We start from the raw sequence: 18,261 nt of genomic DNA on the forward strand, positions 1-18,261 counted from the left end.
AGTTGTTCGCTTACTTCTTGGAAGCTGATTTTTCTAATATAAAAATAAGAGAAAAACCGAAGATAGCGGCAACAATAGCAAATGTTAATTGATTATCTCCAGTAAAAGAAAACGGAGATATATTTTCGTCAATAATTATTTCCTTTTTTCCAATTTTTAGTTCGTCAATAATAATTTTCCAAGGCCAAATTTTGTTTAACGAGCCAAGAATAAATCCTGTTAAAACAGCAAGTGTTGCATTTTTATAATTCGTAAACATCCATTTTAGAACTCTAGCGAAGCTTAAAATACCAAAAACGGCACCAAATGCAAAAGTGACGATCACACCAAAGTCTTTAGCATTAACAGCTTCTAAAACTGTTTTATAAGATCCAAGTAATACCAATATAAATGATCCAGAAATACCCGGTAATACCATTGCGCATATTGCGATGGCTCCAGATATAAATATAAATGGTAAACTACCTGAACTTGTTGAAGGTGGTAGCGTAGTAATATAAAAAGCACTGGCTGTACCAATAATAAAAAGTAGTATGGCTAAAACATTCCATTTCGTAATAGATTTTGCCACGAAGATTACACTTGCTAAAACAAGTCCAAAAAAGAATGACCATGTAATTATAGGATGGTCATCAAGTAGCCATGCTATAACTTTTGATAGAGAAAAGATGCTAATCATCATACCTATTACTAATGCCAAAAGAAAGTTGCCATTCAATTTTTTCCAAAACTTTTTAAAGCCTTCCTGCTTTAAAAGTTTTAGGGTCTCTAGGTTTACATTATTGATCGAGGAAATGAACTCTTCGTAAATACCCGTTACAAAAGCAATAGTACCGCCAGATACTCCTGGTACTAATTCGGCTATTCCCATTGCCATTCCTTTTAATGAAATAAATATGTAATCTTTTGAGTTTCTGTTTTCCATAAAACGTAAAACCTTTTCTACGAAGTTTTATTGTATTTACTTAGAATTTCATTTGTCCATTGAGAATGGGCATATTCCGAAAATTTGTCTGTAAAGAGGTGTAGTTTTTTTTGATTTTTATCTAATTTCAAAGCATCCATTAATGTTATTCTCGCATTAATTAAATCTTGTTCTATTAGTTGAAAACCAGCAGATTTATATAGTATTTTAAGACTTTCGGGGTAGAATTCTCTTCCTTGGGATAAAATTTGAACAGCCGACAATGTCTCACCGTTTAAATGTAGGACATCGGCCCATTTTAGCCATGTGTCTAACTCGAAATCACCTAAATCTACTGCTTGTTTATATGCAAAATCTGCTTGGTCATAATTTTTTAATGCCGTATTAATTTTAGCGCATTTTTTCCAATACATAGGATTTTCGCCATCTATATTCAGAGCCTTGTTAATATAATAGACAGCTTTCTCATAATCCCTTAACTTGAAGTATAAATTGGTTATCGCCAACCAGCCTTTATCTAACAAAGGATCTTCATGTACTGTTTGGTAGAAATAGTATTTAGCCATTTCTATATTTTTCAACTTTTCGTAACATTTTCCTATTCTAAGAAATGCGTGAGAGGTTGGGTCTTCAATTGAAATGGTTGTTTCGTAATTCTCAATTGCCTCTTTGTACATGCCTAATTTTTCTAGAACTTTTCCTTTTTCAAAATATGCACCTATAAACGCGTCATCTGAAATTATTGCAAAATCAAATGCGGCCAATGCTTCGGTATACATTTCTTTATAGTAATATTGCTTACCTAATTGATGCCAGGCAACTTCACAATAAGGATTTTTTTCGAGGTACTCATTTAAATAAATAATGCCACCATCGTAATCTTCTAAAAACTCAAAACAATATATTACGTTATAAAGCGAGGAATAATCTTGGTCATCGAATTCTACACACTTTATAAAGCTTTCTTTAGCCATTTTAAAGTCATCCATAAATAAATATTCCATGCCTAAAAGACTATGAATGTCAAAGCTATTATTGGTGAAACTTAATGCCTTGCGTAAGAGTTCTACCGCTCCTTCATGATTATCTTGCTTAGAGTATAAGTTTGCTCGTTGAATATAAATTTCTTCGTTTTGGTTATCTAAAAGCTGTAATTCATCTAAAAGGGCTTCAGCTTTTGCTATTTGGTTTTCGAATACCATTACCTCAACTTGTAGCAGCTTTAATTCAATTGAATCAGGATGTTGTTGTAGGCCAATCTTAATCCCTTTTTTTGCTAAAGAAATTTTACCATGATTAAGATAGTGGTGTATGATGTCCTCAAAATCTTCTGCATCAAAGAAATAGACATCGTCTGTCTTTAGCATTGATTCAAATTTGGTAATTGGTTTATCCGGTCTTTCGTTAGATTCTAACGCCATAAGGAACTTTTGGTTTTACTAGATATTTAAAAGTAAGTGTTTGTACGTGGTTTCTAGAAGCGCGATTCTCTATATTATTAACAAATTAGTTAACAACTTTAATTTAGATGGAGTTCAGTATAGCGAGAATGATGCTGCAACCTTCTCGAATTTCTTTGTCAGAGATGGTCAGCGGTGGTGAAATTCTAACGGCTTTATTTTCAAAGAGTAGCCAAAATAGAATTAAGTTTTTTTCTTTGGCTTTTAATACCAAATCATTAGCTGTTTCGGCAGAATCCATGATTAATGCAAGCATTAAACCTTTACCTCTAATCTCTTTTATTTTGGTATGTTTTAATAGCGTTTTAAACAATACCTCTTTTTTTAAGGTGTCTTCTATTAAAGATGTATTTATCAATTCTTGTAAAGTAGCTAAACTTGATGCTGCAATTACAGGATTACCACCAAAAGTAGTGATATGACCCATTTTCGGATGCTCACTTAACGTACGCATAATTTCTTTGCTTGCTGTAAATGCACCTACAGGTAAACCAGATGCCATTCCTTTTCCTAAAACCAAAATATCTGGTACACATTCATAATGTTCAAATGCAAAAAGCTTACCTGTTCTACCAAAACCTGGTTGTATTTCATCAAGTATTAGTAATGCTCCCATTTCTGTACAACGCGCTTTTACTTTCTTTAAATAGTGGTTCCTTGGGATTATAAAACCTGCTCCACCTTGTATAGTTTCTAATATTACACAAGCAGTTTTGGTAGTTATTTTATCTAAATCATCTTCATTATTGAAATTAATATGATAAACATCTGGCAATAAGGGTCTAAAAACACTCTTACGTTCCTCAAAATCCATTAGACTTAAACTGCCCATGGTATTTCCATGATATGCAGATTTTGCCGCTATTATTTGTGAACGTCCTGTATATCTGCGCGCTAATTTTAAGGCACCTTCTATGGCTTCTGTTCCAGAATTTACTAAATAGGTAACTTCTAAGGGTTCAGGTAAATTATTGGCAAGTAATTTTGTATAGCTGGTTGCCGGGGATTGGGAATATTCCCCATACACCATTACATGCATGTATTTATCTACTTGTTCTTTTATGGCCTCAGTAACTTTTGGGTGACAGTGCCCAAGGGTACATGCGGATACCCCTGCAACAAAATCTAAATGTGCTTTTCCTTCCGTATCATAAATATAACTGCCTTTAGCATGTGAAACTTCCATTCCTAAAGGATAGGGAGAGGTTTGTGCTTGGTATTTTAAAAAGTCGTTTTTCATGTGAAACTTTAATTCACCTTTTTAGATTTTACTGACTTTTTGGGGTCGGTAGCTTTGTTTTTTGTAGATATACTATTGATTGGGTCCGATTCGTTTTGACTGCGTTGCTGTTCTTCGGCATCAATATCTATAGGGTTGTCAATCCCATTAATAACCACTAGTTTTAGGTTATTATCATCTTCATCGAAAATATCATCTTTGGTTAAAATACGTTCATCACCACGCCACACAAAGCCTTTTAAGATTCTTGTATTTTCTGGTATATCTTTTTCTGGAGAAATATCACCCTCAGGATTAATGAAAAACGTTAAATCCTCAATATCATTTTCTTCCATTGTAATTCGTATCTTACTACATATGGTTTTATCTATACCAATAAGTTCATCATCGTCATTATACATGTAATAAATAACTTCGGTATTCTGAACCAGGTCTATAATCTTTAATTCGTTTTCAATAAATTGTCCAAATAAATTTATGCCTTTTGCCTGGTTATAACCTGTCATGCTAACGCTGTCCAAAGAAATTATAAAGGCATTTTCTAACACCTTCAACGAATCTAATTTTTCAGTTTCCAAGTTCGATTTCAGATGGATGCTGTCACCTGTCATTTGGTTGGCACCGTTCCAAATAATTGGGTTTTTAATTAATTGGGTTACACCTGTTTTTTGTTCAGAATGTATGCTATCACACTTTCCACTTAAATCTGTTTTATAGAATTTTGCATTTCTAAATGCTCTTAAAATTCTATCTTCTGGTTTACCGGTAACCATTAAGGTATCTCCATGTACATATAAAGAATCCCTTTCCTGTACTGAAATGGAAACTGCTCTGCGAGTAGCAAAAACGGAATCTTTAGCTTTATATACCTCTGCGTAATGGGCTCTTATAATGCCATTATTTATAGTGTCGGTTACTGTAATATTATTGGTCGCGGATGCAAATTCTTTCGCTTTATTAAAATAAACACTATCGCCTTCTATAATTCTGTTATTATAATCTATACGGGTATTTTTAATTCCATATCCGGTCTCTACCTTGGTGTCGTAAAAACCTCTTTCACAATATATTTTATAGGACTCTCCATTAATTGTGGAGGGACCATACATGTAGGCATTTTTGGAGGTAGTGTAATAATCAAGTTGTTCTGAGTCTAAAGTGTATTCAGGATTTTGTACATGTACACTATCTAAAAATTGATACTTTTTCAACTCCATAAAATACTTGCCAATTTTACTTGTCAACGTATTAGCGGAATCTACCACAGTACCATTGTCTTGATAATAAGCTTCTTGTTTTTCTCGATCTAAACGTAATGTGTCTGTTCTTAGTGTCATGTCTGAGTTGGTCAGCACCACGTTACCCCATGCTTTAGCTAGTTTTACATCACCTAAGTAGTTAATTTTTTTACTGGTCATTTGAACGGAATCTCCTTGTTTAAGAATTACGTTCCCAATAGCTTCTAATCGGTTTTCTTTTTGAAAATATATTGCAACATCACACCAAAGGTCTGCACCTTGATGTTCAAATTGTACTTGACGGTCATCTTTACTAAAAATGGAAGCTCCTGGGTACTCAACTTCATTTTTTGTAAAGTTGGCTCCATATACTATATTGATTTGTTTTGGACCTTCATCGCTTTCTGTTTCTTGGGCTAGGCCAAAAATTATGAAACCAAAAAACAACAGTACGTATATACAAAATGTTTTCAATCTACTTTTTTTTCAAAAATAGAACATTTTAAAAGAGCGATTAAAACTATTGGCATACATTTAATAAAGTACTATTGTATTGGCATTGGTTTTTGGTTCGTTTTATATTTTTGTCCGAAACCCGAATTGTTTGGTTCAAATGGCTCGTCTAAAGTTACATTTACGCCATTTTCGGGAATACTATCTTCTTTTTCCAATGCCCAAAAAATTCCGTTCATAGCAATCTTACGTACTACCGGTAGTTTAAAATCATAGGGATGTCCAAGTGTGGTGAAAAACACTCTCGCCTTTTTACCCGATGCTCCTGTGTAACTTTTTGTCCAGGCAACAGGATTGTCCAACGAAAATTCATCTAGTTTGCCATCTATTTCATGTTGAGATTTTGTAGAATGTCCCATTAAAAATGGTTCACTATCACCTTGTAATTTCCAATCACCGCCATCTACATGATATAGCCAAGAGTATGCTTCAAATTCTGAAAATCCCTTTAATATTGGGTTATCGGCATGACCATCTTTAATTGAAATATTGGTAACTGGATATTTACCATCGTCAAAATGACCATGGTGGGTAATCCACTGCTGACCAAATACTTTTGCGGGCCAGGCTTCATTGAATTCGGTTAATGTAGAATCGTTGGTATATTTAAATGAATGTGTACTTGTTCTAAACCCAACTATAGGTTTACCCGATTCTACATAGGCTGTAATATAATCTCGCTCGTTTTTTGGTAAATTTCTAAAGCGCATAAAAACAACCATTAGGTCTGCAGTTTCTAACGCTTCCAATCCTGCAATATGGTCTGTTTTATTCGGGTCTATAATGCCAAGACTATCTACAGAATAGACTACTGTAACTTTTGCTCCCAATTCTCTTTTTGCCAATTTGGCCAGCATGGGAAAAGACTCTTCTGACCGGTATTCTTCCTCGCCTGTTACAAAAACAATATGTGGTGGCTTAGATTCTTCAATAGTTGCTTCTTTTTTTTCTTGTGCTTTTTCTCCACATGCAGTAAAGATGAACAGAAATAAAATCGCTAAATAATTACTTTTCATAAAGTGTATTTTAGGGTTAATCATTGCATTGGATGTTCTTTTAACAGCTCATCTGCTGTGTAAAAACTATTACGCTCTTTAGTGGCCTCTCTCACTTCTTTTACTTTATTGGGGTCAATGACCGATGCCTTGTTGCCAAATGAATTTCTTACATACGTAAGCACGGCGGCAATTTCATCATCGTTCAATAATCCTTTAAAGGCCATCATAGGTACTTGACCTTCATAATGGTTGCCCATAATATTCATAGGTCCGTATAGACCGTGTAGCGCTAGTTTTATCAATCGTTCTTCATCTCCTAAAACCCACTCTTGGCCTACCAAAGTTGGGTAGCCCGCCTTTTGTAAGCCTGTTCCGCTTTCTTGATGGCAGGTTACGCAATAGCCTTCTGTTTCATAAATTTTCTTTCCTTTTGCAAAGACTTCTAAATCTGGACCTTTTAGGTGCGATGCTAGAATTTTCTCTTTTCCTTCTTCCAAAAAGTTACCCGTTAATCTTGTTTCTGCAAAGTTAAAAGAATCTTGCATCCATTTATCAAGTGAGTGTTTTCTGGCTATTTCCAGTATTTCCATACCATCTGATTTTGGTAACCAAGATGCTGCCGTAATAGCTTCTAATCTAACTCTGCCATGTTGATCTGCTGCTGCAGATTTTAATAAGTCTTGTGCGTTGCTCAGTTGATGTCCCATGTATCTTAAAACTCGAACTGCCGCTGCACGAACTCTATGGTCATCAGTTTTTAAAAGTGATTCTAAAAGTGAAGCATCTACTTTGTTCATTCCCCATGAAACCCATAAAGCTTCCAAGCGGTTGTGGTCATAGTCGGAGTCATTTTTATCTAGATTTTCCACCCAAGTACTTAAATAATTTAACACTTCGTCAGCATTTCTACTTCTTATTTCGCGCCGAGTTCTATATCGTGTACGGTATTCAGGCAATTTTAAGTTCTCAAATAACTGTGCTATAGAAGCTCCATCAATCTTGGCTGGTTCTACCAATGGTCTAGAAGGATAGGTTATTCTGTATATTCTACCATGAACATGATCACGTAATGGATCGCGAGCATTATGTTGCATATGACCTATTAAAACATTGTGCCAATCCACCACATACAAAGAGCCATCTGGTGCAAATTCCATTTCTACCGGTCTAAAATTAGGGTCGGTGCTGGTAATTAAATCTTGCCTGTGTTTAGAGGTGTATCCTGTGCCGTCTTCCATCATTTGGTGTTGTTTCAAACCTAGAAAACCTATAGAATTTGCTAACAACATATCTCCTTGAACTTCTTCAGGGAAATGACTACTTGATATAAACTCCATTCCAGAGGTTGGTCGTACTCGGTGTTCTTCTTCAATAAGTTCCTCGGTAAGTGGTGATGCAATACCGTAAATAGGTTTTAACGAACTTGGCATCATCCAGTTTACTTTTGGCCCAGAAGTATGTAAAAAGAAATCTTGTCCCCATTCATCAAAAGCAATGCCCCAGGGGTTGGGTATAGAAACTTGTAACGTACGTTCTAAATGCTTGCGCTGTGGATTGTATCTGTAAAACCCTCCATTGGTGGCACGTACTGTTCCATATGAAGTTTCAACATTGGTATGGAGAAAAATACCTTCTGCCATGTAGAAAGCCCCAGAAGGGTCAGCGCAAAATGCTGAAATGGCATGGTGTGTATCATGATCATCGAAACCACTTAATACTATTTCAACTTTATCTGCTTTATCATCACCATTGGTATCTGTATATAATTTTAAGTTGGTACCTTGGCTTACATAAACGCCTTCTGGGGCGAATTCGAAACCAATGGGCAAATGCAGTTTATCAGCAAATACTGTTTCCTTGTCTGCTTTACCGTCATTGTCGGTATCTTCTAAAATGATAATCTTATCATCTGGTTTTGGGTCTCCAGGTTTATAATGTGGATAAGAGGGTAGGGTAGCGACCCATAATCTGCCTTTATTGTCAAAAGATATTTGTGCAGGATTCGCCAAATTTGGGAATTCTTTTTCAGAAGCAAATAGTTCTACTTTATACCCTTTGGGTACGGTTAGCGTGTTAATAGCTTCTTCTCCATATTTGTACTGTATAATATCTTCCTTACTGCCTAAATTATAATTGGTTTCTACAGGTGGAAGCTTGCTGGTTAAAGCATCTGCGGATTTTATATCGTACGAATTTCCGTTAACCGTTGCCCAAATGGATGAATCTCTAATGGCTGTGAGTTCTCTTGTTTTTTTGATTTCATACGGATAGTTATCTGGACCATAAGGTGCGTGTCGTCGACCAAAAACATGTACTCCATTAGGTATTTTATAATCGTTATGCCAGTAGAAATTCTTTTCTTTGATTGCTTCATTCACAGCAACCCTATTTCCTTCAGATTTTACCGACTTATTTCCGGTAAGTTCATCTGCCAACAGTTTGGCAAAATAGTCATAACCAATTTTGTTCAATTGAGAACCATCTATGGTTAAGTCTTCAGTAGTATCTTTAAACCAGTTCTTTGATGGATTAAATGCATCTATAAACGGAATGGCATTGTCGATGCTTATTTCTCTCATTGCTTCCGAATATAAATTAAGATTTTCATTTTCAGAAACTCCATTAGGTACATCTATGTGATCAGATAAATCTTCAAAAGCAATTGGTGATACTAATACTAGTTGCGGTGTAGCAGTTCCATTATATTTCTGCTTTAATGTATGCTTTACAAATGCATCTAACTCTGCTTTGTAATTTTCTAATCCGTTAGAACCTTCAAAAGATTCATTATATCCGAAAAATGCTAAAATGATATCTGTATTTAAACGCGTTAACCACTCATCGGGAGTTTCAAATACTCCCTCACTGCCAGAGTTCTGTGCTAGTTCTGTCTGAAATTTTTCAGCTCCAGGAAATGCCCAAGGGGAAACACGACCAGAATGTGGTCTAAAGCCTGGGGTGTCACCGCCATCGCACATATTTCTAATAATTAGCGAATCGGTTGGATAACGTAATTGCAGTTCTGTTTCCAAACTGCCATAATTCAACATTCTAGAACCTAAATTATTTCCTATAAAAACAATAGAAGAATTTGGTTTTATCTGAATTAAGGGTTCTTTGTTTTCTGTACAACTTTGAATTAGTAAAACGCTTATGAGAAATAAGACGTATCTAAGATGAGTTTTAAGGATTGTTGTCATTAATGAGCTGGTTGATGGTAATATATTTTTTTAAATATAGATATAAAAAAAACCACTCGAAAGTGGTTTTTTTATTTTAAATATAATTTAGAAGTTTCTATAATCACCTTCTAAAAATGCGTTAGCTTCATTTTCGGCGAATTTTGCATTTTCACTATCCCAGTGCAAAACTTGGTTAGGGAACCTGCCTGCTATTACACCTAATAAAATGGTTTCTGTTAGTCTTGATGCATAGGAAAACGGAGCTGTAGTTTCATCAGTACCTAAGCAAGCATCAACAAATTGGTGGTAATGTTTTGGTCCTTCAGAATCATAATCACGAATAGGTTTACCCATATTATTGGCTTTTTCAACAGCTTCTATTTCTGCAGTTATGTCCACATATTTACCATCTACTATCTTCTTTGGTAGTTGCATAAAATGGGGTAATAACAATCTTCCTTTTTCTCCTATGAACATTGCACCTTGGTCTGGTAAAGTGCCTTCTTCTGCAGTTTTAGTTTCTAAAGACATTTTGTCCTCCATAGAATCTTTAGATGCACTTTCTTCATTCGATATATTCGCTGTGCCCGGCAGTATTAAATCTTCATGGTCTCGCGGTGCACCCGGACCATCATACCAAACCCATTTTAAAGTTTCTGTAGTATAGTCTGTTTTTGGAAATTCATAAGTCACTATATTATTCTGCGGAAACCCGAATCCGTTAGGTTCTCTACATTCATTTTTTACCGTCTTTGGAACTTGTAGTGCAAGAGCATTATATGGTGTGTCAAAAATATGAACGCCCATATCACCTAAAGTACCACAGCCATAATCAACTAGTTTTCTCCAATTACCTGGGTGGTAGAAGCCGTCTTTATATGGTCTTTCAGCTGAAGTTCCTAACCATAAATTCCAATCTAGTGATGCAGGAATTGGGTCAGAGCCTGTTGGTTCAGCGCCATCATACCCCCAGTCTTTTGGAGACCATGCACGCACGGTATGTACTTTTCCTATAATTCCCGATTGTATTAATAATGTTGCTAATTTATAATCATAGAAAGAATGTACCTGGATTCCCATTTGCGTTACCAAACCTTTTTCTGCGGCTAATTTGTTCATGGCTCTAGCTTCGGATACATAATGGGTCAACGGTTTTTGACAATATACTGGTTTGTCCATTTCCATAGCCATCATTGAAGCTGGTGCATGTGTATGGTCTGGTGTAGAAACGATAACGGCATCAATTTCATCTCCCATTTCTTTTAACATTACCCTGTAATCGGTATATGTTTTTGCATTAGGATGTAGTTCTTTTGCCGCCGCCAAATTGTTTGCATCGACGTCACATAAAACCGTTACATCAACTTTGCTGTGTGATGAAATTGCTTTTAAATCTTCGGCACCCATATTACCAACGCCAATATGTGCAGTACGAAGTCTCGTTAATTTCTTTTCTTCTTTTTTGCATGACCACAAGCCTGATGGTAGTAATACAAATGTGGACAATGCCGCTGCGTTTTTTAAAAAGTCTCTTTTTTTCATTGGTGTGGTGGTTAAAGTTTTTTGATTTTTATGTTTCTGAACCAGATGGGGCTGGAGTGATCTTGGAAACCTATATAGCCAGTTTTAAACTTGCCGTAGTCTTCACTGTTTTTCCATTTGTCCGAATTTTTTTTCTCGTACCAAGCATCATCCCATGGTACAAAAGATACTACTTTTTTGCCGTTTAACCAGTGCTCAACTTGCTCAGGTGTGAAAATGATTCTAGTAGTGTTCCATTCCCCGACCGGATGCAATATTTTACCTTCAGGGTTTGCTGCATGCATGGCATAATCAGAAGCGGTTTTTTGAAGCGCTTTTAATTCCTCTGGTTTATCCGTATAGCCCAAACTTAAGTTGTAGTCGGTTAAATCGTGAATATTGGCATAGTTTTCATCATCAATTAATTGGTACTCTGGCGAAACTTCAGGCGGACTATCATAACCTTCTTTTAAGTGGTAAAAAATTCCACTATTACCACCTTTTGGTAACTTCCATTCCACGTAAAGTTCAAAATTGTCAAATTCTTCTGCTCCATAAATAATGTCTGTGCCACCTGTGTAATCTTGTTCTTTTCCTAATTCGGTATCAAATTGTAATTCTCCATCTTTTGCAATCCAGCCCGGAGGTAGTTCCTTGCCGTTGTAGGCGCGCCAACCTTTAGTGGTTGTGCCGTCAAAAAGGGGTATCCATTCACCATTTTTTTGTTGTTCGGTTGTGTTCTGTTCTTCTACTTTATCTTTTTTTTCTGTTTTGCAAGATGTAGCTAAAACTAGTACTGTAAGAAGGGTAGTGTAGGTGGTTTTTTTCATTTTTTAGTTGTTGTTGACTAATGTAAATTCATGACTTAACTTAACAGGTAAAGTACAAAAAAAAAGAGTGGCGATAAAGGTATTTCCCTATATCGCCACTCTAGAAAGCTGAACAACTTGTTTAAGCTGCTAAATGTTTATCTGTGAATTGTTTGTTTTCTGTCCGGACCCACTGAAACAAGCTTAATTGGTACTTCTAATTCTTTTTCAAGAAACGCTATATACTCATTTAGTGCTTTTGGTAATTGGTCCGCAGTACTCATTTTAGTCAAGTCTTCTTTCCAGCCATCCATTTCAGAATAAACAGGAGTCACATTTTCAGGCTCTATATTATATGGAAAATGTTCTATTTGCTTTCCTTTATAGTTATATGCGGTACAAACTTTTAATTTTTTGAATCCGCTAAGTACATCACCTTTCATCATCATTAGTTCCGTTACTCCGTTTACACGAACTGCATATTTTAAAGCTACTAAATCTAACCATCCACAACGTCTAGGTCTCCCTGTTGTAGCTCCAAATTCATTCCCTACACGACCCATGGTTTCTCCATCTTCATCAAACAGTTCTGTTGGGAAAGGTCCGCTACCAACTCTTGTAGTGTACGCTTTAAAAATTCCTTTTACTGCTCCAATTTGATTTGGAGCAACACCTAACCCTGTACAAGCACCTGCAGCGGTAGTATTGGATGAGGTTACAAATGGGTATGTTCCAAAATCAATATCTAATAATGACCCTTGAGCACCTTCAGCTAATATTTTCTTTCCCGCTTTTTGAGCTTGGTATAAATATTCTTCGCTGTCAATAAAAGTTAATTGTTTTAATTCTTCTACAGCTTTAAAGAAGTCTGCTTCTAATTCGGCAAGATCATATTGAATATCTACATCATAAAAGTTAATCATTGCTTCGTGCTTATTCGCTAAGCTACGGTACTTTTCTTTCCAATCGCTTAGTTCCAAGTCTCCTATACGCATTCCGTTTCTACCGGTTTTGTCCATGTACGTTGGACCAATACCTTTTAATGTAGAGCCAATTTTTGCTTTTCCCTTTGATGCTTCAGAAGCAGCATCTAACAAACGGTGGGTTGGTAAAATTAAATGTGCTTTTCTTGAAATGAATAATTTTGCATTTACGTCTAAATTAAACTTCTTTAATGCATCTAATTCTTTTTTGAAAATAACAGGGTCAATAACTACACCGTTACCGACTACGTTTACTGCATTTTTATGAAATATTCCAGAAGGAATAGTGTGTAAAACATGCTTTATCCCGTCAAATTCTAAAGTATGGCCGGCATTTGGCCCTCCTTGAAAACGAGCAATAATGTCGTAATCTTTAGTTAATACATCAACAATTTTTCCTTTTCCTTCGTCACCCCATTGCAGGCCTAACAATAAATCTACTGCCATCTAAATATTATATACTTGGTTAGTTCTATTTAATTTCTTTTTTGCCTGCATTTTTAGCAGGAGTATTTTTTGTCCCATAAAAATAAAGGGAATGTGTGTTTATGGTAATATCGAAAACTTCTTCGATTGTTTTTTTTATAGTTTGAATTCTAGGATCACAGAACTCCATAACCTCACCAGTATCTGTTAGAATAACATGATCGTGCTGCCTATCAAAATACGATTTTTCATATTGAGCTTGATTTTTACCAAACTGATGTTTGCGTACAAGCTTGCAATCTAAAAGAAGTTCAATTGTATTATATAGCGTAGCTCTACTTACTCTATATTTTTTATTCTTCATGTTTATATAGAGCGATTCGATATCGAAATGTTCATCGCTTTCGTAAATTTCTTGAAGTATAGCGTAGCGTTCTGGTGTTTTTCTATGTCCTTTGTCCTCCAAAAAGGTAGTGAAGACGTTTTTTACTATTTCTTGGTTTTTATCCGAAGACATATTTATTGCATTAATATACAAATGTACAGTTAAATTTTAATTTACTTTTTTTAAATGCGGGTTACTTTATCAATACCATTAATCTCTCTTAACGTATCGGTTAATTTTTTAAGAATTGCCTTGTTTTTTACAACTACCGTTATTTTTCCTTTAAAGGTTCCACCGTCTGTACTAAAATTAAGATTTCGCATATTAACATGCATTATATCTGATATTACTTCAGTTATATCACTTACTAAACCTAGGTTGTCTATACCGGTTAGTTCTATATCCGCTTGATATTCTTGCTGTGATGAGTCTATCCATTTTGCGCTAATAATACGATAGGCATAATTAGACTGTAACGAAATGGCATTTGGGCAGTTCTTTTTATGCACTTTAATTCCTTCAGATACACTAACGAAACCAAAGACTTCGTCACCAGGTATTGGGTTGCAACACTGAGAAAGTTTATATTCTAATTTTTCTTCTTCTTTACCAAATACCAGCATATCATACTTAGACGTAATCTCGTCTTTGTTGATATCCTCAGGAATTGGTGATTTACGCATTCTATTTTTAAAGAAGCTAATAAATGCATTGCTATAAGAAGACGCGAAATCTTTAAGCATGGCATTATCAATTGAGCCAATTCCTACTCTATAAAACAGGTCTAAACTTGTTTTTAGTTTAAAAAAGGTTACCATTTTATTTATGGAGTCTTCGTTTAAACTAATTTTCTGGGATTTTAATTTTCTGCGTAAAATTTCCTTGCCATCTTCAGCAACAGATTTTTTCTCTTCTCTTAAAACAGATTTAATTTTAGCCCGGGCTCTTGCCGTAGTGGCATAATCTAACCAGTTTTGATTAGGAGTGGCTTGTTCCGAAGTAATGATTTCAACCTGATCTCCACTAGAAAGGGTTGTATTTAAGGGAACTAGTTTGCCATTTACTTTAGACCCACGCGTACGCATGCCAACCTCAGTATGTATATTAAATGCGAAATCTAGTGGCGTAGCTCCTTTTGGTAATGATTTTAATTCTCCTTTTGGGGTGAAGACAAAAATTTCTTTAGAGTATAAATTTAGTTTAAACTCCTCAACGAAATCCACAGCATTCGTATTTGCGTTTTCTAGTGCTTCTTGAAGCTTATTAAGCCATACTTCTATACCTTGTTCTTTTTGATCACCATGTTTATATTTGAAATGGGCCGCATACCCTTTTTCTGCGATTTCGTGCATGCGTTCACTTCTAATTTGGACTTCTACCCATTTTCCTTTTGGCCCCATTACGGTAATATGTAATGCTTCATAGCCTGTAGATTTTGGTGAGGATATCCAATCTCTAAGACGAACAGGGTTTGGGGTAAAGTGGTCGGTAACAATCGAATAAATTTTCCAAGCAAGAAATTTTTCGTTTTGTGCGTCGGACTTGTAAATTATTCTAATTGCAAACTTATCGTAGATTTCTTCAAAGGTTACATTCTGATTTATCATTTTTCTACGCATAGAAAAAATAGACTTCATTCGACCTTTAATTGAATAATTCAGACCCTCCTTGTTAAGTGAATTATCTATAGTATCTGCAAATGCGTCAATATATGCTTGTTGCGCTTCTTTACTATCTTCAATTTTATCTTTTATAGATTTGTAAACTTCGGGCTCGGTATATTTTAAACTTAAATCCTCTAATTCTGTTTTAATATTGTAAAGTCCAATTCTATGGGCAAGAGGGGCGTAAATATATAAGGTTTCCGATGCAATCTTTACTTGCTTATGCTCTGGCATAGAATCCATGGTGAGCATGTTGTGATATCGATCGGCTATTTTAATTATAATAACCCGAACATCATCATTTAAGGTCAAGAGCATTTTCCTGAAATTCTCCGCTTGTTGGGAGATATTCATATCTTTCTTTAAATGGGATATTTTTGTGAGCCCGTCTACAATACGTGCTACGGTTTCACCAAACATACGATCAATGTCATCTAAAGTGTATTCAGTGTCTTCAACTACATCATGTAAAAGTGCAGAGGCGATGGATACAGCATCAAGCCCTATTTCAGAAGCTACAATTTTTGCTACGGCTATAGGATGAAAAATGTAAGCTTCACCAGATTTTCTTCGCTGGTTCTTATGCGCATCAACGGCTATTTCAAAAGCGCTTCGTATTAGTTTTTTATCCTCATCTGTAAGGGTTTGGTAACTAATACGCAGTAACTCTTTGTATTCGTGAGCTATAAGCTTATTTTCTTCTTCTATTGCTGCCTGTGTCATACTAGATTAAAAATAAGATAATCTTAAATGATGCACAACAAAAATTATGCCTTTAAATTACGTATACGGTCTATTAATGGTGGATGGGAATAGTGCATAAATACATATGCAGGATGCGGAGTTAAGTTGCTAAGACTGTTTTTTGATAGTTTTTTTAAAGATGTTACCAGTGGCAACGCTGCGTAAGTATTCTTTGCGTAATCATCCGCTTGGTATTCAAATTTTCTTGAAAAATAATTCATAAGTAAGCCCGTGATTTCTGAAATGGGGCTATATAAGATTCCAAAACCTATTAATGCGGCATGAAAACTTGGTCTTTCAACCCCAATTGCCAATGAAATTTCCGGGTTGTTTATGAATAATGAAAGTATCAATAACATTAAGCCGGTTAACAGAATCGATGTAACTAAATTATAGATAATGTGCTTTCTCTTATAATGACCGATTTCATGAGCCAAAACAGCAACAATTTCCTCTTCTTCTAAATCATTAATTAGGGTATCGTATAGGGTAACTCGCTTTTCTTTTCCAAAGCCTGAGAAATAGGCATTGGCTTTTGTGGAACGTTTAGAACCGTTAATAACAAATATATTCTGTAGATTAAAACCTACTTGAGCTGCGTAGTTTTCTATTTTTTTCTTTAAGGTACCGTCTTCTAAGGGCTCTTGCTTATTGAATATGGGTACAATAAGCTTACTGTAAAACAGATTCATGAATAAAGTGAATACAGCAACTAAGGCCCAAGTGTATAACCAAAAGTTAGTGCCTGCCCATTGAAAAAACCAAATGACCAAAGATAGAATACCACCACCCATAATAATGGTCATTGCCCATTGCTTTAATTTGTCCAGGAAAAAAGTTGCTTTTGTTGTTTTGTTAAATCCGAATTTTTCTTCGATTACAAATGTTTGGTAGTATGAAAATGGAATAGTTAGAACATCGCTTCCGATTATAATAATCCCGAAGAAAATTAATGCTTGTATTACAATGTTATCACTTTGGTTTTGGGCAATGTTATCGACATAAGCAAATCCGCCAAATATTAAAAAGGCTAGAATTAATAATAACGAAAAAATAGATGTAAAAACGCCAAACTTATAATTGATAAGCTTGTAGGCTTGAGATTTTTCATATTCCTCGGCATTATAAACATCATTTAGATCCGCAGGAACAGGGTCCTTAAAACGTTTGGCATTTAGGTAATTCATTACCGTAGCCAAAATAAATTCGCCGATTAGAATGAAAAGGATACTGTAAAAGACAATTGTATTATCCATATAGTGTCGTTGAAAACGAAAACTTCAGTAGAAAAAGTATGCGTATTACTTGTTTAATTTTCGCTGTCGTTTAGCTTCAAAGATAAGTATTGCCGCAGATACGGATACGTTCATTGAATCTATTTCACCTTCCATAGGAATAATAATGTTTTGGGCAGAGTTATTTAACCACTCCTCACTTAGTCCAGAATGTTCTGTACCTACTACTATTGCTGTTGATTCGTTAAAATCAACTGTCGTATAATCTTTAGATGCTGACAGTGCAGCACAGAAAATTTGAAATCCTTCCTTTTTAAGGTAGGAAATAATTTCTGTTGTGCTACCCATTTTTACATTTCTTGAAAAAATGCATCCTACGCTAGAGCGAATAATATTAGGATTGTATAAATCCGTTTTTGGGTTGGCAATTAAAACGGCATCTAAATTTGCTGCATCAGCAGTTCTTAATAATGCGCCAATATTACCCGGTTTCTCAGGTGCTTCTGCAATTAGCACCAACGGATTTTTATTCTCAAATTTTAAAGAAGAAAGCTCGTGGTTCTTACTTTTTAAAATAGCTATAATGCCTTCGGTAGTATCCCTATAAGCCAATTTTTTATATATATCTAAAGTGACGGATATAAGTTGGTCAGAACTGAAAGTTTGAATTTCGCTAGAATTTTCTAAAATACCTTCACAAAATAATATGGTGTCAATATCATAACCTGCATTACTCGCAATCTGTAATTCACGCAGTCCTTCTAAAATGAAAAGGCCTGTTTTTTTACGCTCCCTAGATTTTTCTTTTAACAACAAAACCTTCTTTATCAAAGGGTTTTGGGTGCTAGTAATATGTTTATTTGCTTGCATTGAGTACAAAAATAGTTCAATTTAGTAAGTCTACTATGGTTTCTCGACTAACCGATTTCAAAAAACAA

Annotated in this window: 13 protein-coding genes; all 13 read right to left on the reverse strand. The window is 35.2% G+C overall.

The features are described 5' to 3' along the window. Positions 1 to 10: 10 nt before the first annotated feature. Positions 11 to 925, reverse strand: coding sequence for a DUF368 domain-containing protein (locus tag BTR34_RS14290; protein ID WP_068482734.1), 915 nt, complete (start codon positions 923 to 925; stop codon positions 11 to 13). Positions 926 to 942: 17 nt separating this feature from the next. After that, on the reverse strand, positions 943 to 2,346 hold the full coding sequence (locus tag BTR34_RS14295) for a tetratricopeptide repeat protein (protein ID WP_068482731.1): 1,404 nt from the start codon (positions 2,344 to 2,346) through the stop codon (positions 943 to 945). 103 nt (positions 2,347 to 2,449) lie between these two features. Then, positions 2,450 to 3,625, reverse strand: a complete 1,176-nt coding sequence (locus tag BTR34_RS14300) for an aspartate aminotransferase family protein (protein WP_068482728.1) — start codon at positions 3,623 to 3,625, stop codon at positions 2,450 to 2,452. Positions 3,626 to 3,633: 8 nt separating this feature from the next. Continuing rightward, positions 3,634 to 5,337, reverse strand: a complete 1,704-nt coding sequence (locus BTR34_RS14305) for an OstA-like protein (RefSeq protein ID WP_082960115.1) — start codon at positions 5,335 to 5,337, stop codon at positions 3,634 to 3,636. Between the two features lie 71 nt (positions 5,338 to 5,408). Continuing rightward, positions 5,409 to 6,392 carry a ThuA domain-containing protein gene (locus BTR34_RS14310; protein WP_068482822.1) on the reverse strand — a complete coding sequence of 328 codons (984 nt, stop codon included), beginning with the start codon at positions 6,390 to 6,392 and terminating at the stop codon, positions 5,409 to 5,411. A gap of 20 nt (positions 6,393 to 6,412) precedes the next feature. Further along, the gene (locus tag BTR34_RS14315; RefSeq protein ID WP_068482721.1) at positions 6,413 to 9,574 is read right to left on the reverse strand and encodes a PVC-type heme-binding CxxCH protein; all 3,162 of its coding nucleotides are present in this window, start codon (positions 9,572 to 9,574) and stop codon (positions 6,413 to 6,415) included. Positions 9,575 to 9,661: 87 nt separating this feature from the next. Continuing rightward, entirely contained in the window at positions 9,662 to 10,963 is a 1,302-nt protein-coding gene (locus BTR34_RS14320) for a Gfo/Idh/MocA family protein (RefSeq protein ID WP_394333954.1), read from the reverse strand. A gap of 146 nt (positions 10,964 to 11,109) precedes the next feature. After that, positions 11,110 to 11,907 carry a 3-keto-disaccharide hydrolase gene (locus BTR34_RS14325; protein WP_068482716.1) on the reverse strand — a complete coding sequence of 266 codons (798 nt, stop codon included), beginning with the start codon at positions 11,905 to 11,907 and terminating at the stop codon, positions 11,110 to 11,112. A gap of 137 nt (positions 11,908 to 12,044) precedes the next feature. Further along, complete coding sequence (locus BTR34_RS14330; protein ID WP_068482713.1) at positions 12,045 to 13,316, reverse strand: adenylosuccinate synthase; 1,272 nt, start codon at positions 13,314 to 13,316, stop codon at positions 12,045 to 12,047. Between the two features lie 25 nt (positions 13,317 to 13,341). Beyond that, positions 13,342 to 13,812 (reverse strand): Fur family transcriptional regulator, encoded by a 471-nt coding sequence (locus BTR34_RS14335; RefSeq protein ID WP_068482711.1) that lies wholly within the window; start codon positions 13,810 to 13,812, stop codon positions 13,342 to 13,344. Positions 13,813 to 13,862: 50 nt separating this feature from the next. Next, complete coding sequence (locus tag BTR34_RS14340; protein WP_068482709.1) at positions 13,863 to 16,067, reverse strand: RelA/SpoT family protein; 2,205 nt, start codon at positions 16,065 to 16,067, stop codon at positions 13,863 to 13,865. Between the two features lie 44 nt (positions 16,068 to 16,111). Further along, positions 16,112 to 17,344, reverse strand: coding sequence for a M48 family metallopeptidase (locus BTR34_RS14345; protein WP_068482706.1), 1,233 nt, complete (start codon positions 17,342 to 17,344; stop codon positions 16,112 to 16,114). Positions 17,345 to 17,389: 45 nt separating this feature from the next. After that, positions 17,390 to 18,193 carry a TrmH family RNA methyltransferase gene (locus tag BTR34_RS14350; RefSeq protein WP_068482703.1) on the reverse strand — a complete coding sequence of 268 codons (804 nt, stop codon included), beginning with the start codon at positions 18,191 to 18,193 and terminating at the stop codon, positions 17,390 to 17,392. Positions 18,194 to 18,261 lie beyond the last annotated feature (68 nt).

The organism is Maribacter hydrothermalis, assembly GCF_001913155.1.
Lineage (GTDB): Bacteria > Bacteroidota > Bacteroidia > Flavobacteriales > Flavobacteriaceae > Maribacter > Maribacter hydrothermalis.